Source organism: Achromobacter sp. RT286_PF, from assembly GCF_059760425.1.
Genome location: NZ_JCBAMR010000018.1, coordinates 1 through 25,038 on the forward strand (window position 1 = coordinate 1; position 25,038 = coordinate 25,038).

General features: G+C 63.4%; 21 protein-coding genes. 9 read left to right on the forward strand and 12 right to left on the reverse strand.

Annotation, left to right across the window (positions count from 1 at the left end; genetic code table 11):
• Positions 1–88: 88 nt before the first annotated feature.
• From AC6LJY_RS15505 to AC6LJY_RS15520, 4 genes are all read right to left on the reverse strand, one after another.
• Complete coding sequence (locus AC6LJY_RS15505; RefSeq protein ID WP_046804962.1) at positions 89–1,159, reverse strand: porin; 1,071 nt, start codon at positions 1,157–1,159, stop codon at positions 89–91.
• Between the two features lie 390 nt (positions 1,160–1,549).
• The gene (locus tag AC6LJY_RS15510) at positions 1,550–2,851 is read right to left on the reverse strand and encodes a TRAP transporter large permease subunit (RefSeq protein WP_314355633.1); all 1,302 of its coding nucleotides are present in this window, start codon (positions 2,849–2,851) and stop codon (positions 1,550–1,552) included.
• The gene (locus AC6LJY_RS15515) at positions 2,844–3,344 is read right to left on the reverse strand and encodes a TRAP transporter small permease (protein ID WP_046804960.1); all 501 of its coding nucleotides are present in this window, start codon (positions 3,342–3,344) and stop codon (positions 2,844–2,846) included. Before AC6LJY_RS15515 ends, AC6LJY_RS15510 begins: the two co-directional genes overlap by 8 nt.
• A gap of 7 nt (positions 3,345–3,351) precedes the next feature.
• On the reverse strand, positions 3,352–4,326 hold the full coding sequence (locus tag AC6LJY_RS15520) for a TRAP transporter substrate-binding protein (protein WP_104143906.1): 975 nt from the start codon (positions 4,324–4,326) through the stop codon (positions 3,352–3,354).
• Between the two features lie 278 nt (positions 4,327–4,604).
• On the opposite strand from AC6LJY_RS15520, the gene nudC reads away from it, so the two are divergent.
• The 3 genes from nudC to AC6LJY_RS15535 all read left to right on the forward strand — a co-directional run bounded on the left by nudC (position 4,605) and on the right by AC6LJY_RS15535 (position 9,773).
• The gene (gene nudC, locus AC6LJY_RS15525) at positions 4,605–5,375 is read left to right on the forward strand and encodes an NAD(+) diphosphatase (protein ID WP_498136311.1); all 771 of its coding nucleotides are present in this window, start codon (positions 4,605–4,607) and stop codon (positions 5,373–5,375) included.
• Positions 5,376–5,556: 181 nt separating this feature from the next.
• A complete protein-coding gene (locus AC6LJY_RS15530; RefSeq protein WP_046804957.1) occupies positions 5,557–6,066 on the forward strand; it encodes a winged helix DNA-binding protein in 510 nt (169 codons plus the stop codon).
• Positions 6,067–6,146: 80 nt separating this feature from the next.
• A complete protein-coding gene (locus AC6LJY_RS15535; protein ID WP_498136312.1) occupies positions 6,147–9,773 on the forward strand; it encodes a hydantoinase B/oxoprolinase family protein in 3,627 nt (1,208 codons plus the stop codon).
• Positions 9,774–9,810: 37 nt separating this feature from the next.
• On the opposite strand, the gene AC6LJY_RS15540 is transcribed toward AC6LJY_RS15535, so the two are convergent.
• Entirely contained in the window at positions 9,811–10,845 is a 1,035-nt protein-coding gene (locus AC6LJY_RS15540; protein WP_120155435.1) for a C45 family autoproteolytic acyltransferase/hydrolase, read from the reverse strand.
• Positions 10,846–11,012: 167 nt separating this feature from the next.
• Between AC6LJY_RS15540 and glnH the strand changes: the two genes are divergently transcribed.
• From glnH to glnQ, 3 genes are all read left to right on the forward strand, one after another.
• Entirely contained in the window at positions 11,013–11,765 is a 753-nt protein-coding gene (gene glnH, locus AC6LJY_RS15545) for a glutamine ABC transporter substrate-binding protein GlnH (protein WP_046804954.1), read from the forward strand.
• Positions 11,766–11,856: 91 nt separating this feature from the next.
• Complete coding sequence (gene glnP, locus AC6LJY_RS15550; protein WP_046804953.1) at positions 11,857–12,513, forward strand: glutamine ABC transporter permease GlnP; 657 nt, start codon at positions 11,857–11,859, stop codon at positions 12,511–12,513.
• Positions 12,510–13,238, forward strand: a complete 729-nt coding sequence (gene glnQ / locus AC6LJY_RS15555; RefSeq protein WP_046804952.1) for a glutamine ABC transporter ATP-binding protein GlnQ — start codon at positions 12,510–12,512, stop codon at positions 13,236–13,238. Before glnP ends, glnQ begins: the two co-directional genes overlap by 4 nt.
• A gap of 183 nt (positions 13,239–13,421) precedes the next feature.
• Here glnQ and AC6LJY_RS15560 read toward each other — a convergent pair whose 3' ends face one another.
• The 5 genes from AC6LJY_RS15560 to AC6LJY_RS15580 form a co-directional block, all read right to left on the reverse strand.
• Entirely contained in the window at positions 13,422–15,716 is a 2,295-nt protein-coding gene (locus AC6LJY_RS15560) for a RelA/SpoT family protein (RefSeq protein ID WP_046804951.1), read from the reverse strand.
• A 21-nt stretch (positions 15,717–15,737) separates the two neighbouring features.
• Positions 15,738–15,941: a DNA-directed RNA polymerase subunit omega gene (gene rpoZ / locus AC6LJY_RS15565; protein WP_006219679.1), complete on the reverse strand. Its 204-nt coding sequence runs from the start codon at positions 15,939–15,941 to the stop codon at positions 15,738–15,740.
• Between the two features lie 44 nt (positions 15,942–15,985).
• Positions 15,986–16,618, reverse strand: a complete 633-nt coding sequence (gmk, locus tag AC6LJY_RS15570; protein ID WP_082134487.1) for a guanylate kinase — start codon at positions 16,616–16,618, stop codon at positions 15,986–15,988.
• Between the two features lie 115 nt (positions 16,619–16,733).
• A complete protein-coding gene (locus AC6LJY_RS15575) occupies positions 16,734–17,753 on the reverse strand; it encodes a c-type cytochrome (RefSeq protein WP_498136313.1) in 1,020 nt (339 codons plus the stop codon).
• Positions 17,750–18,460 (reverse strand): c-type cytochrome, encoded by a 711-nt coding sequence (locus AC6LJY_RS15580; protein ID WP_314355638.1) that lies wholly within the window; start codon positions 18,458–18,460, stop codon positions 17,750–17,752. Before AC6LJY_RS15580 ends, AC6LJY_RS15575 begins: the two co-directional genes overlap by 4 nt.
• Positions 18,461–18,687: 227 nt before the next feature.
• Here AC6LJY_RS15580 and AC6LJY_RS15585 point away from each other — a divergent pair, with 227 nt between their 5' ends.
• Positions 18,688–19,458 (forward strand): SDR family oxidoreductase, encoded by a 771-nt coding sequence (locus tag AC6LJY_RS15585; RefSeq protein WP_046804948.1) that lies wholly within the window; start codon positions 18,688–18,690, stop codon positions 19,456–19,458.
• 102 nt (positions 19,459–19,560) lie between these two features.
• On the opposite strand, the gene AC6LJY_RS15590 is transcribed toward AC6LJY_RS15585, so the two are convergent.
• Positions 19,561–20,157 carry a C40 family peptidase gene (locus AC6LJY_RS15590; RefSeq protein ID WP_046804947.1) on the reverse strand — a complete coding sequence of 199 codons (597 nt, stop codon included), beginning with the start codon at positions 20,155–20,157 and terminating at the stop codon, positions 19,561–19,563.
• Between the two features lie 369 nt (positions 20,158–20,526).
• On the opposite strand from AC6LJY_RS15590, the gene AC6LJY_RS15595 reads away from it, so the two are divergent.
• Together AC6LJY_RS15595 and AC6LJY_RS15600 are read left to right on the forward strand one after the other, a co-directional pair.
• Positions 20,527–22,101, forward strand: coding sequence for an AMP nucleosidase (locus tag AC6LJY_RS15595; protein WP_485798341.1), 1,575 nt, complete (start codon positions 20,527–20,529; stop codon positions 22,099–22,101).
• Positions 22,102–22,233: 132 nt separating this feature from the next.
• Positions 22,234–23,793 carry an amino acid permease gene (locus AC6LJY_RS15600; RefSeq protein WP_046804946.1) on the forward strand — a complete coding sequence of 520 codons (1,560 nt, stop codon included), beginning with the start codon at positions 22,234–22,236 and terminating at the stop codon, positions 23,791–23,793.
• 27 nt (positions 23,794–23,820) lie between these two features.
• Here the strand turns inward: AC6LJY_RS15600 and AC6LJY_RS15605 are convergent, their stop codons facing one another.
• Positions 23,821–24,987, reverse strand: coding sequence for an NAD(P)/FAD-dependent oxidoreductase (locus tag AC6LJY_RS15605; RefSeq protein ID WP_498136314.1), 1,167 nt, complete (start codon positions 24,985–24,987; stop codon positions 23,821–23,823).
• Positions 24,988–25,038: the final 51 nt, after the last annotated feature.

Below are 25,038 nucleotides of genomic sequence, written 5' to 3' on the forward strand. Positions count from 1 at the left end.
CGCAGCCTGTGTGCTGCGATGGGGTTTTTGGGTTTGTGGGTCTGATTTGTGCATCGGGCGTTTCGAAAACGCCCGACCTGCGTGCCGCTTAGAAAATGTGGCGGAAGCCCACGGCGGCGCCGATCTGGTGGTTCTTGCCGGCGATTTCGTCGCTGGCGGCGCTGCTGACCTTGTTCCAGTCCACCGTGCCGTACACCTGCGAGCGCTTGGACAGCGAATATTCGGCCACCGCGACCAGGGCGTAACGCTTGCCCTTGTCGCCGTCTTCGACCACGTTCTTGCTTTGGTCGTAGTAGCCCGCGCCGGTAATGGCCCAGCGCGGCGTGGCTTGCCACGTGGCGCCCACGAAATAGCCGTTGTCCTTGCGGTCCAGGCTGGCGGTGGTGGTGCCGCCCATGACGGCGTTGACCCAGCCCGTTTCGTCGCGGCCATTGAAGTAACCGGCGAACACCTTGGTGGTTTCAAACTGGTAGGACGCGTTCAGGTTCCACACGCGCTGGCGCAGGTCGGAATCCAGGCCGTCGTAGGTCTGCTGGTAGGCCGCGCCCAGACCCAGCTTGCCGATCATGTAGCGCAGGCTGGCGCCGTATTGCTGGCCGGCCTTGTGGTCTTCCCAGCTTTCGCCGTTGGCCCACGACAACGCCAACGACAGGTCGCCGATGGTGTTGGAATACTTGGTCATGTTGTTGGTGCGCACGCGCGACATCGCGGCGGGCAACCAGGCGTTCTGATCGTAGTTGCCCACGGTCAGCGGATCGAAGTAGTCGGCCAGCAGGTCGAACATCGGCGTGTTTTGCAGACCCAGCGTCAGCTGGCCGATGTTGCCGCCGTCCAGGCCCACGTAGGCCAGGCGGCCGAACGTCTTGCCCGTGGCCGACGAATTGCCGTTCTGCATGTTGAAGCCGTTTTCCAGGCGGAAGAAGGCACGGTTGCCGTTGCCCAGGTCTTCCGAGCCGCGCAGGCCCCAGCGGCTGTTCGAGATGGCGCCGTTTTCCATCGACACACGGCTGCCGTCTTCGCCCACGCTGCCGGCGCTGGTGCTCAGGTAGCGGATGCTGACGTCGGCGATGCCGTACAGGGTGACGCTGGTTTCCGCCGATGCGGCGCCCGCGGCCAGGCCCAGGCCTGCGGCGGCGAGCGTAAGAGTGATGCGTTTCACTGAGGACTCCTCCTGTGTAGCTGTTTTGTAGTGTGTGACCTGGCTTGTGGCCGGGTTGACCGCGCCGGGCGGATCGTCCGACGTTGGGCCGTTGCACCGACGCTGCTTGATGGCAGCGCGGGTCCGGAGCATTGGCCCAAAAGGTTGGCTGCCACGGCATTGCGCCAAACTGGTGCAAGGGGGCAGCGCCTGGGGATTCTAAAAAAGTTACGGGATGTGCAGGGCCAAATTGTTTTTGGCGTTTTCCCTGGTTTACAGATCAAAAAAATAGTCGGGCGCCGGGACAATGGCGCGATTGTTCCAAAAAAAACCCCGGTTCAGGACCGGGGTTCTTGGAGGTCGTGCCTGGGCGTGCAGGCAGCGGCATCACAGCATTACAGCGTCATAGCGTCACAGCGTCATGTGCAAGGGCAGCCACGTGGCAATGCCCGGAATGAAATACAGCAGCAGCACCGCCACAATCATCAGCAGGAACATGGGCATTGACGCTCGCGCGATGTAAGGCAATTCACGCCCGCTCATGCCGGACAGCACGAACAGGTTGAAGCCCACCGGCGGCGTGATTTGTGCCATTTCCACCACGAAAACGATGAAGATGCCGAACCAGATCAGGTCGATGCCGGCAGCCTGCACGGTGGGCAACAGCACGCCCATGGTCAGCACCACGATGGAAATGCCGTCCAGGAAGCAGCCCAGCACCACAAAGAAGACCATCAGCGCCATGATCAGACCGAACTGCGACAAGCCCAGTCCGCCGATCCATTCCGCCAACGCGCGCGGCAGGCCGATATAGCCCATTGCCAGCGTCAGGAACTGTGCGCCGGCCAAGATCAGCGCAATCATGCAGTACAGCCGGGTGGCGCTCAGCAGCGATTGCATGAAGGTCGAGCGGTTCAGCGAGCCTTGCAGCGCCGACAACAGCAGTGCGCCCACCACGCCCACCGCCGCCGCTTCCGTGGCGGTGGCGATGCCGCTGTAGATGGAGCCGAGCACCGCGCCGATCAGCACCATGACCGGAATCAGGTGGCGCGATTGCGACAGCTTCTGCATGAACGACATGCCGGGGTCCGCCGCCGGCACCTGCCCGGGGTTGCGGATGGCCCACCAGCCGATATAGCCCATGAACAACAGCGCAAGCACGATGCCGGGGAAGATGCCCGCGATGAACAGCTTGGCAATCGACACGTCGGCCGCCACGCCGTACACGATCATGATGATCGAAGGCGGAATCAACAGGCCCAGGGTGCCCGCGCCCGACAGCGTGCCCAGGATCTTGTCTTCGGGGTAGCCACGGCGCGTCAGTTCGGGAATGGTCATCTTGCCGACCGTCGCGCAGGTCGCCGCGCTGGAGCCCGACACCGCCGCGAAAATCGCGCAACCGATCACATTGGTGTGCAGCAGCCGACCCGGCAAACGGTTCAGCCACGGCGCCAGACCCTTGAACAGGTCTTCGGACAAGCGCGTGCGAAACAGGATTTCGCCCATCCACAGGAACAAGGGCAGGGCGGTCAGCGTCCAGCTGGACGAAGCGCCCCAGATGGTGACGGCCATGGCGTCGCCGGCCGGACGGCTGGAGAAAATCTCCATGCCGATCCACGCCGTGCCTGCCAGCGTCAGGCCGACCCAGACCCCGCAACCCAACAGCGCGAAGATCGAAACGACCAATAGGGTGATGACAAGAAGTTCATTCATGGGTTTGCTGCGAAGTAGCGGCGGCCACGCCGCGTGAACGACGGATCAATTCGTCGACAAGGGCGACCAGGAACAACACCGTGCCCACCGCCATGCTGATCTGCGGAATCCAGAGCGGCGTGGCGTCGTTGGACGTGGAGATGTCGTTGTACAGCCAGGAGTCGTACGTCAGCTTGATGCTGAAAAAGGCAAAGGCCGAGGCCAGCAGCGAGCCCACGGCCAGCGCAAAAATGTCCAGGCGGCGGCTGCCCGCCGGTGCCAACGAATTGAGCAACAGCGTGACCCGGATGTGTTCGCCGTGCTTGAACGTGCTGGATAACGCCAGGAACCCCGCCGCGGCCATGAAGTAGCCTGCGTACGCATCGGTGCCAGGAATGTTCAGGCTGAGCTGGCGGGCGATGATCGCCGCCAGCACCGAGACCAGAACGCCGATCGTGCACAGGCCGGCCAACAGGCCGGCCGCGCCGTAAAGACCATCTAGAAAGCGGCGCATAAAAAGATCACTGCTTCTTGTAGGCGTCGATCATGGCCTGGCCGTCGGCGCCTGCCTTCTTCAGCCAATCATCCAGCATGCGCTTGCCGATTACCGACAGGCCTTCCTTCAGTTCCACGGTCGGCTTGATGGTTTCCATGCCGTTCTTGGCCAGCTCTTCCTGGTACCACTTGTTCTTTTCCTGCGACAGCTTCCAGCCGCGTTCCTCGGCTTGCGCGGCAGCCTTCTTCAAGGCGTCTTGCGTAGCCGGGTCCAGCGCGTCAAATGCCTTCTTGTTGACGATGATGGCGTTCTTGGGCAGCCAGGCCTGCGTGTCGTAGAACTTCTTGATGTACTCGTACGTCTTGGTGTCGTAACCGGTCGAGGCCGACGACATGTACGAATCGATCACGCCGGTAGCCAGCGCCTGAGCCAGTTCCGCCTGCTGCACCGTGACCGGCTGCGCGCCGACCAGTTCGGCGATCTTGGCGGTGACGGGGCTGTAGGCGCGCCACTTCAGGCCCTTCATGTCGCTGATCTGCTTGATGTCCTTGTTGGCGAAGATGCCTTGGGGCGGCCACGCCACGGCGTACAGCAGCGTCATGCCTTGCGAGGCCAGCTTCTTTTCCAGGAAGGGCTTTTGCGCCTGGTACAGCTTGAACGAGGCTTCGTAGCCGGTGGCCAGGAAGGGCAGGCCGTCCAGTTCGTAGATCGGGTCTTCGTTGGCGAAGTTGGTCAGCAGGATTTCGCCGATCTGTGCTTGGTTGCCTTGCACCGCGCGCTTGATTTCCGGCGCCTTGTACAGCGAAGCGTTGTTGTGCAGCTGGATCTTCAGCTTGCCTTGCGACAGCGTGTCCACGTCCTTGATGAACGTGGTCAGGTTTTCAACGTGGAAGTTGCTGGCGGGGTAGGCGCTGGGCAGGTCCCATTTGGTTTGGGCCTGTGCGCCCGCGCTGAACGCCAGGACGATGCTGCCGGCCAGCAATGAGATTTTCTTGTACATGGAAGGTCCTTCTGTGCGAATGGTGAAGACGGGTTTTGCCCGATAGGCATTCTTGAAAGAGACTGCTGCGCGGATGACGCGCGGCCTAAAAGCCGTGCCATTCTATGGTGCTGCGCGGCAACAACGCGCACAAAAAATGGGGTTTTACGGGTTAATCCTAGGCCCGGACGCGACACATCGTTGAAGGCTAAAACTTTGCGCGCGCACCGTCCGCGACACCTTTACGCACCGATTTTTCTTCTAAGATTGCGGGATCGAAGCGTGCTGCAGAGGCTCTAGTGAATTTCGTTTTCCGCCGTGATGAATTGCTGGTCGAAGAAGCGTCCAGCGTGTTGCCGGATTTGGCGTTGTGCGAACGCATCGGTCTGGCGTCGCCGGCCTTGCAAGCCATCTGGTCCGTACCCGATTCGCCGTATCGCACGGCGCACGTGGACCCCACGCTTGAAGCGCCCGAGGGTTACGCGTTCAAGAAGCTGCGTTCGCTGTTCGGCGTGCTGGACGATGAACGCATGGCCCTGGCCGGCCGGGCGTATCAAATCGCCGAATGGGCTCGCACGCACCGGTTCTGCGGCGCCTGCGGCACGCCCGCCGAGCGCGTGCCGCACGAGTTCTGCCTGCGCTGCCCCGCCTGCGGCTTTTCCGCGTACCCGCGCATTTCGCCCGCCATGATGGTGCTGATCCGTAAAGGCGACAGCATCCTGCTGGCTCGGCACACCACGACCGCGACTTCGCGCTATACGGCGCTGGCCGGTTTTGTCGAACCCGGCGAGAGCATCGAAGAGACCGTGCACCGCGAAGTCTTCGAGGAAGTCGGCCTGAAGGTCGGCAACCTGCAGTACTTCGGCAGCCAGCCCTGGCCCTTTCCGCATTCGCTGATGGTGGCGTTCACAGCTGACTACGTGTCGGGCGAGATCCGCGTGCAGGAAGACGAGATTGCCGATGCGCGCTGGTTCGGCCCCGGCGACCCCATGCCGGACATCGCGCCGCGCATTTCGATTGCCGGCTGGCTGATCCGGGCCAATCTGCCGCAGGGCTGGTCGGCGCCATAACGGTGTCATAACGGCGGGCCCAGTGCCCACGCTCCCCCCGCTGGAACGTTCGAAACGCTAGGGGATTTCCCTTGAAATGGCTGTTTACGGCCGTTTTTGGCCGTCCAGGTCATATTTTTTATGGATGAAATACACATAAATTATTAGTATTTCATCCATATAAACTTGGCTTGAGCGTTCCATGAGCCCCACGTTGATCGCGTCGTCAGCCCACTTGGCTGGCGGCAGCGCGCCCGATTTGTCCGAGGTCGAATTCGGCCTGATGATCGCCAGCCACGCCTTTGACCGCTGGACGGTGCGCTGCATGGCAGCCGCCGGCCTGCCGGACCTGACGCCCACCGACGTCATGGTGTTTCACCACGTCTACCACCGGCAACGCGCCAAGAAGCTGGCGGACATCTGCTTCACGCTCAATGTCGAAGACACGCACATCGTCAGCTATGCGTTGAAAAAGCTGGAGCGGCTGGGCGTGGTCAAGGGCGAACGCAACAGCAAGGAAGTTTTCTACAGCGTTACGCCCGACGGCGCGGACATCCTCAAGCGCTACGGCGACATCCGCGAACAATGCCTGACGTCCGGCCTGGATGGGCCGGGCGGGGGCGGGCTGGATTTCAGCCGCCAATTGGCCCACGCCTTGCGCTCGCTGTCCGGCCTGTACGACCAGGCCGCAAGGGCGGCAACCTCACTCTGAACCTGATCGGGCCTGGCCCGGCACACCGCAACCCGACCGCGGCGGCACCCGCCGTGGCCGTTTGTTTTCAAGGATTACGCATGAAGAAGTGGCAATTCTGGATCGATCGTGGGGGCACCTTCACCGATATCGTGGCGCGCCGCCCCGATGGCACCACCACCACGGCAAAGATGCTGTCGGAAAACCCCGAGCAGTATCGCGACGCGGCCGTGGCCGGCATCCGCAAGCTGCTGGGCGTGGCGCCCGGACAGCCGGTGCCCGTGGACCAGGTTGAATGCGTGAAGATGGGCACGACGGTGGCCACCAACGCCTTGCTGGAACGCAAGGGCGAACGCACGCTGCTGGTGACCACGCGCGGGTTCCGCGATGCGCTGCGCATTGCGTATCAGAACCGGCCCCGGCTGTTCGACCGCAACGTCGTGCTGCCCGAAATGCTTTACGAATCGGTCGTTGAAGCCGATGAGCGCGTGGCCGCCGACGGCGAAGTCATTCGCGACCTGGACGAAGCCGGCTTGCGGGCCGGCATGCAAGCCGCCTACGACAGCGGCATCCGCGCCGTGGCCATCGTGTTCATGCACGCCTGGCACGCCACGGACCACGAGCAGCGCGCGGCGCGCATCGCCCGCGAAGTGGGCTTCACCCAGGTGTCGGCCTCGCACGAGGTCAGCCCGCTGATCAAGTTCGTGTCGCGCGGCGACACAACGGTGGTCGACGCGTATCTGTCGCCCATCTTGAAGCGCTATGTGGATCAGGTGGCGGGCGAACTGCCCGGCATCCGCCTGATGTTCATGCAATCGAGCGGTGGCCTGACGGACGCGCACCGTTTCCGCGGCAAGGACGCCATTTTGTCCGGCCCGGCCGGTGGCATCGTCGGCATGGTGCGCACCAGCGAGATCGCGGGGTTTCCCAAGGTCATCGGCTTTGACATGGGGGGCACGTCCACCGACGTGTCGCACTACGCGGGCGAATTCGAACGCGAATTCGAAACCCAGGTCGCCGGCGTGCGCATGCGCGCGCCCATGATGAGCATCCACACGGTGGCAGCAGGCGGCGGGTCTATCCTGCATTTCGACGGCGCGCGCCTGCGCGTCGGCCCGGATTCGGCGGGCGCCAACCCCGGCCCCGCCTGCTATCGCCGTGGCGGCCCCCTGGCCGTGACGGACTGCAACGTCCTGTTGGGCAAGATCCAGCCCGACTTCTTCCCCAATGTGTTCGGCCCCGACGCGAATGAAGCGCTGGACCGCGACGCGGTGGTCTCGCGCTTCACCGCGATGGCCGACGAAGTGCGCACGGCCACTGGCCGCGAGATGACGCCGGAGCAATTGGCGGAAGGCTTCCTGGAAATTGCCGTGGGCAACATGGCGGAAGCCATCAAGCGCATTTCGGTGCAGCGCGGCCACGACGTCACGGAATACGCCTTGACGGTGTTCGGCGGCGCCGGCGGCCAGCACGCCTGCCTGGTGGCCGACGCCTTGGGCATGACGACGGTGTTTGCGCATCCGCTGGGCGGCGTGTTGTCTGCCTACGGCATGGGCTTGGCCGACCAGACCGATATGCGCCAAAAGACCGTTGAAAAGGTGCTGGACGCCGGCCTGATGGGCGAGCTTCAGGACGAACTGGATGTGCTGGCCGGACAAGCCGTGGGCGAACTGCGCCGCCAGCATGTGCCCGACGGCGATATCTCCGTGCAACGCCGTCTGCATCTGAAATATCGCGGCACCGACACCGCGCTGGAAGTGGCGTTTTCCACTTTGGAGCAGGCACGCAGCGACTTCGAGGCCGCCTATCGCCAGCGCTATTCCTTCTTGATGCCCAACCGCGAATTGGTCGTGGAGACCATTTCGGTGGAAGCCACGGGCGGCGGCGAACGAGTCAGCGAAGCGGCCGTGCCGCGTACCCGCGACGGCGCCTTGGCGGCCCGCCGAGTCGTCAGCATGTACAGCGCGGGCGAGTGGCGCGACACGCCGCTGTACGTGCGCGAAGACATGGCCGGCGGTGACGTGGTGACGGGCCCCGCCATCATCTCCGAGCCCAACCAGACCACGGTGGTGGAACCGGGCTGGCAAGCGGAATTGACGTCGCAAGACCATTTCGTGATCCGCCGCATCGAAGCGCGCGCCGATCGTCGCAGCATCGGCACGCAAGCGGATCCGGTCATGCTGGAGGTGTTCAACAACCTGTTCATGTCGATTGCCGAGCAGATGGGCTACCGCCTGCAGAACACGGCGTACTCGGTGAACATCAAGGAGCGGCTGGACTTTTCCTGCGCCATTTTCGATTCGCAGGCCCGCCTGATCGCCAACGCGCCGCACATGCCGGTGCACCTGGGGTCGATGGGCGAGTCGGTGCGCACGGTGATGAACGCCAACGCCGGGCGCATGATGCCGGGCGATGCCTATGTGGTGAACGATCCTTACCACGGCGGCACGCACTTGCCGGACGTGACGGTCATCACGCCGGTGTTCGATCACGCCGGCCGCGAGATCCTGTTCTACGTCGGTTCGCGTGGTCACCACGCGGATATCGGCGGCACCACGCCGGGCTCCATGCCGCCGGACTCCAAGACGGTGGAAGACGAGGGCGTGCTGTTCACCAATTTCCAATTGGTCAAGAACGGCGAATTCCGCGATCAGGCCGCGCGCGACATCCTGGGCTCGGGTCGTTGGCCCGCGCGCAATCCGGATCAGAACATCGCCGACATGCACGCGCAGATCGCCGCGAATGAAAAGGGCGTGCAAGAGCTGCTGCGCATGTGCGACCACTTCGGGCTGGACGTTGTGCGCGCCTACATGGGCCACGTGCAGGACAACGCCGAAGAAGCGGTGCGCCGGGTGATTTCAGTGCTGAAAGACGGCAGCTACGAATACCCGCTGGACAACGGCGCGGTGATCCGCGTGGCCGTCAAGGTGGACACGCAGGCACGCAGCGCGGTGGTCGATTTCACCGGCACGTCGCCGCAGCTGGACAATAACTTCAACGCACCCGGCGCGATTGCCGTGGCGGCGGTGCTGTATGTGTTCCGCACGATGGTCAACGACGACATCCCGCTGAACGACGGGTGCCTTGCCCCGCTGTCGATCATCTTGCCGGAAGGCTCGATGCTGCGTCCCAACCCGCCGGCCTCGGTGGTGGCGGGCAACGTGGAAACGTCGATGTGCATCGTGAACGCGCTGTATGGTGCGTTGGGCGTGCTGGCGGCCAGCCAGGGCACGATGAACAACTTCACCTTCGGCAACGCGCGTCATCAGTATTACGAGACGATCTCGGGCGGTACGGGCGCGGGGCCGGTTCGCATCGACGCGGCGGGCCCGCACGACGAAGGCTTCGCGGGCACGTCGGTGGTCCAGGCGCACATGACCAATTCGCGCCTGACGGACCCCGAAGTGCTGGAATTCCGGTTCCCGGTGCGGCTTGAGTCTTACGAAATCCGCAAGGGTTCGGGCGGTGCGGGGCGCTATCCGGGCGGCGAGGGCGGCGTGCGCCGGATCCGTTTCCTGGAAGACATGACGGCGGCCATCCTGTCCAACAACCGCCGCTACGCGCCGTTTGGTTTGGCGGGTGGGGAACCGGGCGCGATGGGCCGTAACTCGATCGAACGGGTGGACGGCACGATTCAAGAGCTTGGCCCGCAAGACAGCGCCCAGCTGCATCCGGGCGACATCTTCGTCGTCGAAACCCCCGGGGGCGGAGGCTACGGCGCGGTGTGATGGCGGGGGGTGTGATGGCGCTGACTACAGAGCCGGGTCATTCCGGCTCTGACATCACATCCAACGCAATGTCCGCCATCGTGCGGCGGTCATAGACGCGCAGCGTCACGTCATCGTCGCGGATTTCGAACACGGCGGTGGCCAGTGTGTTTTCGCCGTCCGGATCCGCGGCGTCCGTGCGTAGGATGGGCAGGGCGCCCAGCGTATCGTGCAGCGCGGCCAACAGGTCCGCGCTGCCGGTCTGCGGCGACCAGCCGTCCACGATGCCTTCGATTCTGTTCTGCCGGTCGCGCGATGACTCGGTCACCACCTGGGGTTGCGCCCGGGTCTTGGCGTGAATCATATGGTTGGCATGGCCGTAGCGCGTGCCGATGTCCAGCACCGACACCGCGCCCGGGGTTACTTCGGCGCTGATCAGTCGCGGGTCGGTTGCGCTGCCCAGCGTGTGGTGAAAGCCGCCGGAATGGGGCAGGTCGCGCAGCAGCGCAAGGGCCTCGTCCAATGTGGCGCAGTCCAGCACCGCGCGCGCCAGGAACATGCGCGGCACGCCGGGATGGCGTTGGCGGGTGCGCAGGTTGTTGATGGTCTGGACGAGCCCCGCGCGGTTGGCGCCGAAGGTGTGGCCGGGCAACGACCCCGGGTAATAGAAGCTGACGTAGCCCGGCGCGTCGTCCAGCGCCACGTCGACCAGATGGCAGCGTCCATACAGATAGGGGTCGCCGTCTTCGTTGTGGCCGATCCACCGGGCGCCGTCCGCGCCTTTTAACGCGACGGTCGTGCAACCATCGTTCGTGCTGTGCAAGAGATCGCCACGGCAGTTCCAGAGCAGCACGTCCTGGACCGGCATGCGCAGCCCTTCCGCCATGCCTTCCAGTTCTTCCCATATTGCCGGCAGCGCCGTCTGCGCATGCTGGGCCAATTCTTCCACGTATCGATGATCGCGCCAGCGCCGCAGCGCTTCCCAGGTGCTGCTTTGCGCCAGGTAGACCGACATGAGCGGGCGGGCCAACTTGCCCAGCGCCAGGCCGACCTGACGCCGGTTTCCGGCAATGCGTACATATTTGTAGGGCATGGGGATTCTCCGGGGTGTCATGCGGATTGTAATTTTTCTAAGCTCTGCCGGGTGGGGACGGATGCGTTAAGATCGCCGATAAGCCGCGCCGGAGACCCCGGCGCCGCCCAGGAATCATGCCCCTACAACAACCCCGGGGTGCCGACGGTCCCCAAGAGGAGAGTTTCATGATCAAACGTAAAGTCGCCGCCGCCTTGGTCGGCCTGTCCGTGGCCATGTTCGGCGCTGCCTCCGGCGCGCAAGCCCAAGGCAAGGAATTGGTGGTGGCCACCGATACCGCTTTCGTGCCGTTCGAGTTCAAGCAGGGCAATACCTACGTGGGCTTTGACGTAGACCTGTGGGCCGCGATCGCCAAGGAACTCAAGCTGAAGTACAAGCTTCAGCCGATGGACTTCAACGGCATCATCCCGGGCCTGCAAACCAAGAATATCGACGCTGCGCTGGCGGGCATCACGATCCGCGACGACCGCAAGAAAGTCATCGACTTCTCGGACCCCTACTATGAAAGCGGCCTGGCCATTCTGGTCAGCGAAAAGAACACCGACATCAAGGACGCCAAGTCCCTGGCCGGCAAGACCGTCGCCGTCAAGACGGGCACCGCCACCGTCGACTTCCTGAAAGCGCAGGTGCCGGACGCCAAGTTGAAGCTGTTCCCCAACATCGACAACGCCTACCTTGAACTGGCCACCGGCCGGGTCGATGCCGCCGTGCACGACACCCCCAACGTGCAGTACTACGCCAACTCGGCCGGCAAGGGCCGCGTGAAGGTCGTGGGCTCGGTCAAGAGCGGCGACTTCTACGGTATCGCCTTCCCCAAGGGCAGCGAATTGGTGCCGCAAGTGAACAAGGCGCTGGCCGCACTGAAGGCCAACGGCCAGTACGACGCCATCTACGAAAAGTGGTTCGGCAAGAAGCCGTAAGCAGATAGGTGTTTTTGGCGCCGCCCGTGGGAATTGCCCGCGCGCGGCGCCGCCATGATGCGGCGCCCGTCGGTGCCTTGGGGGGAAGATCGTGGAGTTTGACTGGACTGTAATCGAGGGCGCGTTACCCAATCTGCTTGAGGGTACGCTGATGACCATCAAGATCACGTTCTGGGGTTTGTTTGGTGGTTTTCTGCTGGGCGCGCTGTCGGGCGTGACGCGGGCCTACGGCAATATTGTCCTGTCGGTCATCGCGCAGGTTTATGTGGCGGTCATTCGCGGCACGCCGATTGTCGTGCAGGTGATGTTCATCTACTTTGCCTTGCCGTTGCTTGCCGATATCCGGGTGGATGCGGAATGGGCGGCCATCGTCACATTGATCATCAACTCGGGCGCCTATATTTCTGAAATCGTGCGCGGCGCGCTGTTGTCGGTGCACAAGGGGCTGAAAGAAGCCGGGCAGGCAATGGGCCTGCCGTTTCACAAGATCTTGTTCCACATCATCGGACCGGTGGCGTTTCGCCGCATGATCCCGCCGCTGGGCAACCAGTGCATCATCAGCTTGAAGGATTCCTCGCTGTTCATCGTGATCGGCGTGGCTGAACTGACGCGCCAGGGCCAGGAAATCATGGCCAGCAACTTCCGCGCGGTCGAAATCTGGTCCGCCGTGGCGATCGTCTACCTGATCCTGACCGGCCTGATGGCGCTGACGCTGCACATGGTGGAAAGAAGGATGCGCATATTATGAGCATGGTTGAATTTCATAACGTCACCAAGAACTTCGGCGAATCGATGGTGCTGAACGGCATCTCGCTGAACATCGATGCAGGCGAGGTCGTAGTGGTGGTGGGGCCGTCGGGTTCGGGCAAGTCCACCTTCCTGCGGTGCATCAACGTACTGGAGACCATCAACGATGGCGATCTTCTGGTCGATGGCCTGAGCGTCAAGGGCGACGCCGCGCAGGTGCGCGAAATTCGCCGTGAAGCGGGCATGGTGTTTCAGCAGTTCAACCTTTTCCCGCAAATGACCGCGCTGCAAAACGTGATGTTCGGCCCCGTGCACACGCGTGGCCAAAGTCGCGACGAAGCGCGCGAGCTGGCGATAGGCTTGCTGGACAAGGTGGGCTTGGCCGAACGCATGAACCACTTTCCGTCCGAGCTATCCGGTGGACAGCAGCAACGCGTGGCCATCGCGCGCGCATTGGCCATCAAACCCAAGCTGATGCTGTTCGACGAACCCACCTCGGCGTTGGACCCGGAACTGCGTCACGAAGTGCTGAAGGTGATGCGCGATCTGGCGGAAGAGGGCATGACGATGGTGGTCGTCACGCACGAGATGGAATTTGCCCGCAAGGTGGGCAGCCGCTTGATCTTCATCGACGCCGGCAAAATCGCGCACGACGGCCCGCCGGCTGAACTGCTCAGCAACCCGCCCAGCCAACGCTTGAAGGACTTTCTGCAACACGTGGCCTGATGGCGGTTGCGGTGGGACGGCGCGGGAATTGCGAATTGAGCATGGCGAATTGCTGCCCAGGCGCCGCCTGAAAGTTCGAATGCCCGAGTTGCTACGCGAGAGCCCTTCAGCATTCAGCATTCAGCGCACATAAAAAAACCGGCATCTGCCGGTTTTTTTAAGTCGCGCGGTGTGGATGCGGCTTCAACCCTTTACCCGGACGATCTTCTGCACCTGCGGCACATGCCGGATGGCGCGGATGACCTGCGCCAGATGCTTGCGGCTGTCGACCTGGATGGTCAGGTGCAGAGACACCGTGGACACCGCGTCATCGTGCATGGTTACGTGCATGATGTTGGCGTCGGCGGCGGTGACTTCCGCCGCCAGTCGGCCAAGCACGCCGCGTTCGTTGCGGGTGATGATGTCCAGGCGGGTGGCCAGGTGCTTGGCCGTGTGCGCGTCCCAGGCCACATTGATCCAGCGTTCGGGTTCGCGCAGGCGCTGGCGCATGGCGACCGGGCAGTCGGCGGTATGCACCACCAGCCCGTGACCCATGCGCATGCCGGCCACGATGGGGTCGCCGGGCAGCGGGCCGCAGCAAGGCGCCAACTGCACGGCCTGGCCTTCGTTGCCCTGGATCAGGATGGGCGCGCTGCGCGCCGAGGTCAGTTCGTCAACTGCCGCCGCCGTGGTGGCAACCAATTGATGTTCAGGCGCGAAGCGGCGGGCCACCACGGCGGCCAGTCGCTTGCCCAGCCCGATATCGGCCAGGATCTCTTCGCGCGAGCTTGCGCCCGTGCTGCGCGCCAGTTTTTGCCAGGCCGGGTCGTCGGTCGCCGGCATCGGCATGTGCAGTTCTTGCAGCGCCTGGCTTAGCAGCCGTTCGCCGAACGCCACGGATTCCTCGTACTTGACGGTACGCAGGTAATGGCGGATTTCGGAACGGGCGCGGCCGGTGCGCACGTAATTGAGCCACTGCGCGTTGGGGCGCGAGGCCGGCGAGGTCACGATTTCCACCGTGTCGCCGCTGTTCAGTTCAGTGCGCAGCGGCACGAATTCGCCGTTGACCTTGGCCGCCACGGCCTGGTTGCCGATGTCCGTGTGGATGGCGTAGGCAAAGTCCACCGGCGTTGCGCCGCGGGGCAGCGAAATGATCTTGCCGCGCGGCGTGAACACATAGACCGCGTCCGGGAACAGGTCGACCTTGACGTGCTCAAGGAATTCGCCGGAATCGCCCGTCTGGCTTTGAATGTCCAGCAGCGATTGCAGCCATTGGTGCGTGCGCTTTTGCAGGTCGTTCAGCGTCAGGTCGGCGCCCTTGTACAGCCAGTGCGACGCCACGCCTTCTTCGGCCACATGATGCATGTCGCGCGTGCGGAACTGGAATTCCACCGGCGTGCCGTACGGGCCAACCAGCGTGGTGTGCAGCGACTGATAGCCGTTTACCTTCGGGATGGCGATGTAGTCCTTGAACTTGCCGGGCACCGGGCGATACAGCTGATGCAGCGTGCCTAGCGCCAGATAGCACTCGGGCAGCGTGTGCACGATGACGCGAAAGCCATAGATATCCAGCACGTCGGAAAACGATTTTTTCTGGTCCACCATTTTGCGGTAGATGCCATAAAGCGTTTTCTCGCGGCCGGTGACTTCGGCTTCGATGCCGGCGGCGGGCAACGACGCCCGCACGGAATCGGCAATTTTGGTGATGACTTCGCGCCGGTTGCCGCGCGCGGCTAGCACGGCCTTGTACAGCACCTGATAGCGGTTCGGGTACATCGCCGCGAAACACAGGTCCTGCAATTCCCGGAACAGCAGGTTCAGGCCCAGGCGATGGGCAATGGGCGCGTAAATATCCAGCGTTTCGCGTGCAATGCGCCGGCGCTTTTCGGGGTTGACCGCGTCCAGCGTGCGCATGTTGTGCAGGCGGTCGGCCAGCTTGATGAGGATGACGCGCACATCGCGCGCCATCGCCAGCAGCATCTTGCGAAAGCTCTCGGCCTGCTGCTCGGCCTTGGTGGCAAAGTCCAGGCGGTCCAGCTTGGACAGCCCATCAACCAGCTCGGCAACTTCAGGGCCGAATTTTTCGGCAAGCTCGTGCTTGGCGATGCCCTGGTCTTCCATCACGTCATGCAGCAGGGCCGCCGACAACGCGTTGACGTCGAGCTTCCAGCCTGCGCAGATTTCCGTGACAGCGATGGGATGCGAGATGTAGGGCGAACCGCTGGCGCGGAACTGGCCCAGGTGTGCCTGGTCCGCGAAGCGATAGGCTTCGCGCACGCGCTCTACATCTTTGGGATCGAGATAGCTGCCGATGATTTCGGTCAGCGGTGCCAGCGAAGCGACCGGCGAGGCGGTCGCGTCCGCCGCTTCTTGCGCGGCGACGGACGGTGGCGTAGCGGGGTTTTTGCCTTTCTTACCCGTGCGGCGCCCAAGACGGGAGCCGGCACGTAGCGCGGCAAGCAGACCAGATGAAGCGTACTTCAGCCCGGGAAAAGCCATACTTGCCGCCCCCCGAGACTATCAGGTGGGAACTTTACGCAGCATTTCCACGCCGGTTAGGCCGCCCGCGATTTCGCGCAGTGCAGTGACCGTGGGCTTGTCTTTGCTGTCCAGGCGCGGGGCATGGCCTTGCGCCAACTCGCGGGCGCGATACGTCGCGGCCAGCGTGAGCTTGAAACGATTGGGGATTTGATTCAGACAGTCTTCGACAGTGATGCGAGCCATTAGGACACCTGGTGCTGATGGATGATAGGGAGAATGCAGTCGGCTCAATGCTCGGCAGGGATGCCAAGTTGCGAGAACAACTGAGCGTGCCGGGCGGCCTGAGACGAAAAGCGCAGCCTTGCGGCACTGACGATTTGTATCAGCTCCGACAAGGCTACGCTAAATTCTTGATTAATAATAACATATTCGCATTCAGGCGCGTGGGCGATTTCGCCGCCCGCCGCCATGAGCCGGCGCGCAATCACTTGCGGCGCATCCTGGCCCCGCGCCTTCAGGCGGCTTTCCAATTCTTCGATCGACGGCGGCAGCACGAAAATGCCGATTGCGCCCGGAAAACGCTGCTTTACCTGACGCGCGCCTTGCCAATCGATTTCAAGCAGCACATCGCGGCCTTCCCGCGTTGCGGTGTCGATACGGTCGCGCGGCGTACCGTAAAAATTGCCATGTACTTCGGCCCATTCCAGCAGGTTTTGCCCGTCGCGCATCTCTTTGAAATCGTCCGTCGAGACAAAGCGATATTCGCGGCCGTCTTCTTCGCCGGGGCGAGGCGCGCGCGTGGTGCACGAGATGGAAAGTTCGATGGAAGGGTCTTGCGCTAGCAAGGCCTTCACCAGGCTGGATTTGCCCGCGCCGCTGGGAGCGACGACCATGAAGACGTTTCCGGGATTGGCGTACATGAATAAAGACCGGCGTGTGATGCTAAGACCGGAAGTCTAGCAAATCAGACGGCAGGGCAGGGGAAAACCCGCTGTCACGCCGCCTGTTCGCCGTTGCGGTAGCGCCTGGACCAGGCTAGCCGGCCGGTTTGGCCGCCGCTTGGATCAACTTGCCGCCCGGTGCCGGGGAATCGCTACCCAACAGGTGCCCGTTGACTTCAATGCCGTAAAGCGAGTCGTCGGAGTCATGGTATTTGGCCCGGGTTGCCGCAACCGAGTCCTTGTAACGCGGGTCTTGCGGCCGTTCGTGCGCATTCATGAAGTAGGCCACGTCCCAGGCTTCCTGGTCGCTCAGCATGCCGGCTTGACCCAGCGGCATGTTGGCCTTGATGAAGCCGGCCGCGTTGCCGATCTGGTGCATGCCCGCGCCCCAGTTAAACGAATCGGCGCCCCACAACGCCGGGAAGACCCAGTGCTGGCCGTTCTTTTGGCCCTGGCCTTGCGTGCCATGGCAAACCGCACAGTACTGCCCATAGACCTCGCTGCCGCGCACGTAGTCGGCCTTCTGCGCCGGCGCGGGCAGTTTGCGATATCCCTGGCCTTGCAGCACGACGCCCGTGGGCGCTTTGCTGGCCAGCCAGAACATATAGCTTTGCAACGCGACCAGCGTGGAATCGTCCGCCGCCGGGGCCTTGCCGTTCATGCTGAAACGAAAGCAGCCCTGCAGGCGTTCCGCGAGCGTGTTGACGTGTTCGTTCTTGGCGCGATAGGCCGGATACAGCACGTACGCGGCCCACATCGGCGCGGAGTCCGGGCGGCGGCCGGCATCCAGATGGCAGCTGGCACAGGTCAGGTCGTTGCCCACGAATTTGCCTGCCATTTGCGGGGTGTGCAGGAAAATCTGCTCGCCTTGGCGCACGATCTTGCCGAATTCGGTGTCGGGCAGCGACGATGCCGAGGGCGGTGTGAAGGCCGGGCGCGGTTCGGCGGCCGGCGCATTCGCGGCGGCAAGCAGCCCCAGCGCGGCGGCGGCCGCAAGCACGGCGCGGCGAATTGCGCCCGACGTGATGGCGCCGGACGTGATGGCCGACTCGGCCTTGATGGCGGCTTCGCGCACGTTGTCGGGCGTGGCAGTCCGGGTGGATACAAGCGTCATGGGCGGGCTCCCGGCACGGCCGGTGCTTGCGCGGCCAGTAAATCAGCGGCCTTGGGCAGGCCGGCGTAGTAGGCCGAAACGGCATCGATTTCGGCATCGGTCAGCCGTGTTGCCACCGCCGGCATCAACGCAAGCGGTCCGGGCGGGCGTTGCCCTTGGCGCCAGGCCCGCAGTTGACCCGCTATGTACGCGGCCGGCTGGCCGGCCAGACCAGGGAAATTCTCGCCCACGCCGATGCCGCCGGGGCCGTGGCACTGATTACAGGCCGGGACGTTTTTGTCCCACGCCCCACGCGTCGCCAACCAGGCTCCCGTATCGGCCGGCGTGACGGGATTCATCGCCGTGGCCGCCAAACGGTCGATGTTCAAAGGCGAGGGCAATGACGCGTAATAGCGCGCCACCGCCGCCTGCTGCTCGGCGTTCAGCGCCTTGGCGGTTGCCGCCATGACCGGGCTTACTCGCGACCCGTTAGCCATGGCTTGCAGTTGTTCGGTCAGATACTTGGCGCCGATGCCCGCCAACTGCGGGAACCCCGCAGCGGGGTTGCCTTCACCGCGTGCGCCGTGACAGGTCACACAGGCAGGCGCGCCATTCGCGCCTTGCATACTGATCTGCTTGCCGTCGGGACCAGCCGCGCCCTGCGCCTGTGCGGCAGCAACGCCCGCCAGACTCAAGAGCAACGCGGCGGGTAAAGACCGTGGGGTCATGGTTGCCTGCTCCGATATTGTTATTGACTATGGGTAATAAGCTAATTGCCGCAGATTATATAAAGACTTGTGACAGATCTGCGCATTTGTCTGATTTCGCGCGCGTGTTCCGCTCGCTTCCTCTCGCAGGAACCGAGCCAGAACTGTGTCTGATTTGGAAACTTTGCTTGCAGCATCGCGCTAATGATTGCGGTAGCATCTCGCCGATTGATAACAAGGAGAATCCGATGCACGCAAACGAGATCGAACCACCACGCGTGGCCCTGGTAACCGGTGCAGGGACGGGAATTGGCCGCGCCGTGGCGCTGGAATTCCTGGCGCAGGGCTATCGCGTCGTGCTGGCGGGACGCCGCCGCGACCCGCTGGAAGCTACCCGCACGGCTGCGGGCGAAGACGGCGTGCGAGCGCTGGTGGTGCCGACCGACGTCTCGGACGAGCATGCGGTGCGTGATCTTTTCGACACGACGCAGCGTGAATATGGCCGGCTGGATGTGCTGTTTAACAATGCCGGCCGCGGCGCGCCCGCCATGCCCATCGAAGAACTGCCCGTGTCGGTGTGGCGCGAAGTCGTCGACACCAATCTGACCGGCATGTTCCTGTGCGCGCAAGCGGCTATCCGCGTGATGAAGGGGCAAACGCCGCAGGGCGGTCGCATTATTAACAACGGGTCGATTTCGGCGCATGCGCCGCGTCCGTTCTCGATTGCCTACACGGCAACCAAGCACGCCGTGACCGGCCTGACCAAATCGATTTCGCTGGATTGCCGGCCGTATGGCATCGCCTGCGGGCAGATCGACATCGGCAATGCGGCCACCGACATGACCGAGCGCATGGCCAACGGCATCTTGCAGGCCGACGGCAGCACCAAGGTCGAACCGCGCATGGACGTCGCGCACGTGGCGCAGGCCGTTGCCGCCATGGCGCGCCTGCCGCTGGACGCGAATGTGCAGTTCATGACCATCATGGCCACCAACATGCCCTTCGTGGGCCGGGGCTGAATGCGGAACAGCCTGTCGGGAAATTCCCGACGGGCTGCTTGCTTACCCCTGATCGTCAGGCGCCCGGCAGGCGCCTTTTTTTCGTCCGCGGTTTGGCGAGATTTATCGCGACGCCTGGGCCAGCATCTGGCCCTGCGTGGTGTCCAGATAACGGCGGGCGCCAACGTAGCGCTTGGTCCAGTACGGGTTCTTCATCTCGTCAACGCGCACTTTCGTGCCACGGCGGGGAGCATGAACGAATTTGTTCTGGCCAATATAGATGCCGACGTGCGAGGTGACGCCGCGACCGCGCGTGGCAAAAAATACCAGGTCGCCAGGACGCAGTTCTTTTTTGTTGGGCACGGATTTGCCCTCGCTGCGCTGGGCACGCGCCGTGCGGGGCAGTTCAAGACCGGCGATTTCGCGGAATACGTACAGCACCAGGCCGCTGCAATCAAAACCTTCGGCGTCGTCGCCACCCCAGCTGTAGGGGGTGCCAATGGCGTCCAGGCCGGCCTGCACGACGCGTTCACTCAGGGTGGGAACGGTGGGCTCTTGCGCCAGGCGCAGGCCGCTAAGCGTCGGGCGGGCTTGTTCGGTGGGCAGTGACGCCTGGGCGGCGTTGGGCAGCCACGAAAGGGTCAGTGCAAAGAGGGGGGCTGACAGGAAAACGGGAATGCGGAAACTGGCAAATCGGACTTTTCGCGTGGGCGGAGTCATTACGTCACTTCAAAAATCGGAGTAGGCGGCATGGCTTTGCCTAAGGGGGCAAGCCGGCGGAAAGGGGGCGTCCCGGGCCACGCAAGCCACGGAAGCCGTTGAATTATAATGGAATAAAGTTTCATTACATTTGTAGTGCAATGCAGCATTATCGCCGCCTCGTCGTTACTTTCGGCCGGGAAACGTTGTAACGGGCGCAGCAATTTCGGCTGGACGCGGTGACCGGCCCGCCCGAGCAGGGCAGTGGCAAATATGACGCTTCATGCGCGAACGCCTCGGGCATAATCGACCGCATCGGCGCTGGCGGGCCTGACAGACCCCGGGCGCCGAGCAAACCGATAAGACAGATAAGAAGCGGAGCAGAGCTCAATGATGAATGCAGTACACCCCGTGTCTTCGATGAACCGGCCCGATGCCTTGCCCTTTGAACCCTTTCAGGACGCCCGCGCCGCCGTCGCCCGGCTGGCCGAGATCTACGCGCGCAACACGGCATTCCTGCGGGCGGCATTCCGCGAGGTGCTGAAGGAAGGGGCGAAAGAGCACGCAAAGGAAGGCGCAAAGGAAGGCGCAAAGGAAGGCGCCAACGAGGGCGCGAAGGAAGGCAGCGGCACCGCGCCTGAGCGTGCGCGGGCCTACTACCCGGCGATCCGTATCGTGGTGGAAACCTACGACCCCATCGATACTCGCTTGTCGTACGGCCACGTGGCCGAACCCGGCATCTACCAAACCACCATTACCCAGCCCGAACTGTTTCGCGACTACCTGATCGAGCAGGTCGGCCAGCTGCTGCAAAACCATCGCGTGGCAGTCGAAGTGGGCGAGTCCGATTCGCCTATCCCGCTGCATTTCGCCTTCCCGGAAGGCGCGTATGTCGAGGGCGAGCACCTTGAAGCCTTAAAGCGCCCGCTACGCGACCTGTTCGATGTGCCCGACCTGGCCGTTACCGACGACGCCATCGTCAACGGTTCCTGGCGCGGCAAGGACGGCGAGCCCAAGCCGCTTGCTCCGTTCACCGCCCAGCGCGTTGACTACTCTTTGCACCGTTTGCAGCACTACACGTCAACCGCGCCGGCGCATTTTCAGAACTTTGTGCTGTTCACCAATTACCAGTTCTACGTCGACGAATTCTGCGCGCGCGCCCGTGCGCTGATGGCCAGCGGCAACGAAGACTACGAGATGCTGGTAGAGCCCGGCAACCGTATTACCCGGCGCGGCGAAAACGGCCCGGGCGACGAAGGCCAGGGCGTGCGCCTGCCGCAAATGCCCGCCTATCACCTGGTGCGCGGCGACCATTCCGGCATCACGCTGGTCAATATCGGCGTGGGCCCGTCCAACGCCAAGACCATCACCGACCACATTGCCGTGCTGCGTCCGCACGCCTGGCTGATGCTGGGCCATTGCGCCGGCTTGCGGGATTCCCAGCGTTTGGGCGACTACGTGCTGGCGCACGGCTATGTCCGCGAAGACCATGTGCTGGATGCCGATCTGCCCACCTGGGTGCCGGTGCCCGCGCTGGCCGAAGTGCAGGTGGCGCTGGAACAGGCGGTGCAGGAAGTGGCGGGGCTGTCGGGCTGGGACTTGAAGCGCATCATGCGTACTGGCACCGTGGCCACCATCGACAATCGCAACTGGGAACTGCGCGACCACGTTGAACTGGTGGAACGTTTTGCGCAGTCGCGCGCGATTGCACTGGACATGGAATCGGCCACCATTGCCGCCAACGGTTTCCGCTTCCGGGTGCCGTATGGCACGTTACTGTGCGTGTCAGACAAGCCCCTGCATGGCGAACTGAAACTGCCCGGAATGGCCAGCGTGTTCTATCGCCGGCAGGTCAACCAGCATCTTGAAATTGGCATCCGTGCCCTGGAGCGCCTGCGGGACATGCCGCCGGAACGCCTGCATTCCCGCAAGCTGCGCACCTTCATGGAAACGGCCTTCCAGTAGGCGCGATCCGTCCCCAAACGGCCGCCATTTTTCGAGGCGAGCCCGTTTGCGCTATTCTCGCGCGTTGCTCGGTAATCCCAGGCTTTCGCGAGATGTCCGCGCGGACGCCTTCAAGACGTGAAGGAATGCATTTTGGCTCCATCGGAACACGATGATCGCCGCTCTGGCGGCACGCGCGCAGCGAAGGCGAATCCGCCTTCGGAACTGCGGCGCACCTTGTCCGCGCGCCATCTGACAATGATCGCGGTGGGCGGGTCCATCGGCACCGGCCTGTTCGTGGCGTCCGGCGCCACCATTGCTCGCGCCGGCCCCGGCGGTGCGCTGCTGGGCTATGTGCTGATCGGCGTCATGGTCTATTTTCTGATGACCAGCCTGGGCGAACTGGCCGCCGCCATGCCCGTGTCGGGCTCGTTTTCCACCTATGGCGCGCGCTACGTCGAAGACGGTTTCGGCTTCGCGCTGGGCTGGAACTATTGGTACAACTGGGCAGTGACGGTGGCCGTGGATCTGGTGGCGGCGCAGCTGGTCATGGCCTATTGGTTTCCCGACGTGCCCGGCTTCTACTGGAGCGCCTTGTTCCTGGCCATCACCTTCGGCTTGAACGCCATGTCGGCGCGCGGTTTCGGCGAAGCGGAATTCTGGTTCGCGCTAATCAAGGTCGTGGCGGTGCTGGGTTTTGTCGCGATGGGCGTGATGATGCTGCTTGGCATCATCCGTGGCGGCGAAACGGGAGGGTTGGCGAATTGGACGGTGGGCGACGCGCCCTTCGCGGGCGGCTTTGCCGCACTGATCGGCGTGGCGATGGTGGTGGGCTTTTCGTTCCAGGGCACCGAATTGATCGGCATTGCCGCGGGCGAATCCAAGGACCCCGCGCGCAACCTGCCGCGCGCCGTGCGCCAGGTTTTCTGGCGCATCCTGCTGTTCTACGTCATGGCCATCCTGGTGATCGGCCTGCTGATCCCGTACACCGACCCGCACCTGCTGCGTAACGATGTCGAAGACATCAGCGTCAGTCCGTTCGCGCTGATCTTCGAACGCGCCGGCTTGCTGGGCGCGGCCTCCGTCATGAACGCCGTGGTGCTCACTTCGGTGCTGTCCGCGGGCAATTCGGGCATGTACGCCGCCACGCGCATGCTGTACAGCTTGGCCCGCGAGGGCAAGGCACCGCGCATTTTCGGTCGCATTTCGCGTAACGGCGTCCCGCTGTGGGCTCTGCTGGCGACCACCGTCGTGGCCGCCTTGTGCTTCTTCACGTTTATCTTCAGCCCGAACGCGGTCTACATCTGGCTGCTGAACACCTCGGGCATGACGGGTTTCATCGCGTGGCTGGGCATCGCCATCAGCCATTACCGATTCCGGCGCGGCTACGTCAAACAGGGTCACAGCCTGGCTGACCTGCCGTACGTGTCGCCGTTCTTTCCCTTCGGTCCGATTTTTGCCTTTGTACTGTGCCTGATCATCACGCTGGGCCAGAACTACCAGGCGTTCCTGCAGGACCGTATTGACTGGGGCGGCGTGGTGGCCACGTATATCGGCATCCCGCTGTTCCTGTTGATCTGGCTGGGGTATCGGGTCACGCGCGGCTCGCGTTTCATCAGCTACCGCGACATGCGTTTCCCGGATGCGCGGGCTCGCAGCGAATATCTGGATTCCGCCTTGCGAGGCGAACCAGCGGCAGGCGAGGCGCGCTAGTCGCTCCTTGCCCCAGGACAACCGCCCTTAGATGATGTTCTTTTCAAGCAGGGGGCGGTTGTCCAGAACGCGCTGGAACGACAGGGCAGACAAGTCCAGGCTGCGGTAGGCGCCGTACCGTAGCAGCTCTGCGATGCCTCGTCCGGTAGCGGGCGCCTGCTGAAGCCCATGGCCCGAAAAGCCGTTGGCGAAATACAGGTTGGGGCAATCGGGATGGGCGCCGATGATTGCGTTGTGGTCGAACACGTTCATTTCGTAATAACCGGCCCAGGCGCTGCGCACGCGCACGGCCTCGAACGCGGGCACCCGGGCCGCAAGCGCCGGCCAGACGCGGTTGTCGAACGCATCGAGCTGGGCGTCAAGCGGCAAGTCGTCGGCGTCGTCCGCCGCGTCAGGCGAATAACCGCACAGAAATTTGTCGCCGTCCGGACGAAACCAGATGCCCGACGGGTCGATCAGCAAGGGGCAGTGCGGCAGCGCCTGCGGGCAGCTGAAGCTGAACACGGTACGGCGGCGGGCGCGCACGGGCAACGCGATGCCAGCCCATTGGGCCACGCGTGCCGCCCACGGGCCTGCCGCGTTGACGGCCACATCGCAGGGCAGGGCGGCGCCGTCGCTTGTCCAAACCCCGTTCACGCGTGCGCCGTCGCGCAGCAAGCCCACCGCTTGCGCGCGCCGGTACGTTACGCCTTGCGATATCGCCTTCTTGCGTAGCGCCTGCATCAACCCGTAGCCATCGAACCAGCCTTCGCCGGACAAGCCCAGCGCGCCCAGCGCCAAGTCGGCAGTATTCAGCCACGGGAATCGCGCTTGCAATTGAATCGGCTCAAGCAAGGCGACGTCGACGCCTTGCGAGCGCTGCGTGTCGTAGTTGCTACGCAGCGTGGCGCAGCCGGCGGCGCTGGCCAGGTACAGATAGCCGGGCTCGGTCAAGCCGATATCGGGCGCCGGATCGTCCACATACAAGGTAGCAGCCAAGTCGCGCAGGAACGCAATGCCCATTTGCGACATGCCGATATTGACGGGCGTCGAGAACTGCTGACGAATGGAACTGGCCGATAGCGCGGACGAAGCCTGGGCATACGTCGGGTCACGTTCCAGCACCGTGACGTCAAAAGCGTCCGGACTTTGGCTTAGAAAGTAGGCGATAGAGCTGCCAACGGCACCTCCGCCAATGATGACGACGCGTTGCAAGGCTTGTAGTCCCGTTTTGTATCCAGGGCCAGTTCGGCTTAGCGGCAGCTT

Excerpts from the sequence above, each read along its gene's own strand:
- AC6LJY_RS15580 (WP_314355638.1), bottom strand. The coding sequence starts at position 18,460 with ATGACCCCACGGTCTTTACCCGCCGCGTTGCTCTTGAGTCTGGCGGGC.
- AC6LJY_RS15510 (WP_314355633.1), bottom strand. The coding sequence starts at position 2,851 with ATGAATGAACTTCTTGTCATCACCCTATTGGTCGTTTCGATCTTCGCG.
- AC6LJY_RS15575 (WP_498136313.1), bottom strand. The coding sequence starts at position 17,753 with ATGACGCTTGTATCCACCCGGACTGCCACGCCCGACAACGTGCGCGAA.
- AC6LJY_RS15540 (WP_120155435.1), bottom strand. The coding sequence starts at position 10,845 with ATGCCCTACAAATATGTACGCATTGCCGGAAACCGGCGTCAGGTCGGC.
- AC6LJY_RS15515 (WP_046804960.1), bottom strand. The coding sequence starts at position 3,344 with ATGCGCCGCTTTCTAGATGGTCTTTACGGCGCGGCCGGCCTGTTGGCC.
- gmk (WP_082134487.1), bottom strand. The coding sequence starts at position 16,618 with ATGTACGCCAATCCCGGAAACGTCTTCATGGTCGTCGCTCCCAGCGGC.
- AC6LJY_RS15590 (WP_046804947.1), bottom strand. The coding sequence starts at position 20,157 with ATGACTCCGCCCACGCGAAAAGTCCGATTTGCCAGTTTCCGCATTCCC.
- AC6LJY_RS15520 (WP_104143906.1), bottom strand. The coding sequence starts at position 4,326 with ATGTACAAGAAAATCTCATTGCTGGCCGGCAGCATCGTCCTGGCGTTC.
- glnH (WP_046804954.1), top strand. The coding sequence starts at position 11,013 with ATGATCAAACGTAAAGTCGCCGCCGCCTTGGTCGGCCTGTCCGTGGCC.
- glnQ (WP_046804952.1), top strand. The coding sequence starts at position 12,510 with ATGAGCATGGTTGAATTTCATAACGTCACCAAGAACTTCGGCGAATCG.
- AC6LJY_RS15560 (WP_046804951.1), bottom strand. The coding sequence starts at position 15,716 with ATGGCTTTTCCCGGGCTGAAGTACGCTTCATCTGGTCTGCTTGCCGCG.
- rpoZ (WP_006219679.1), bottom strand. The coding sequence starts at position 15,941 with ATGGCTCGCATCACTGTCGAAGACTGTCTGAATCAAATCCCCAATCGT.
- AC6LJY_RS15530 (WP_046804957.1), top strand. The coding sequence starts at position 5,557 with ATGAGCCCCACGTTGATCGCGTCGTCAGCCCACTTGGCTGGCGGCAGC.
- AC6LJY_RS15585 (WP_046804948.1), top strand. The coding sequence starts at position 18,688 with ATGCACGCAAACGAGATCGAACCACCACGCGTGGCCCTGGTAACCGGT.
- AC6LJY_RS15535 (WP_498136312.1), top strand. The coding sequence starts at position 6,147 with ATGAAGAAGTGGCAATTCTGGATCGATCGTGGGGGCACCTTCACCGAT.
- AC6LJY_RS15595 (WP_485798341.1), top strand. The coding sequence starts at position 20,527 with ATGATGAATGCAGTACACCCCGTGTCTTCGATGAACCGGCCCGATGCC.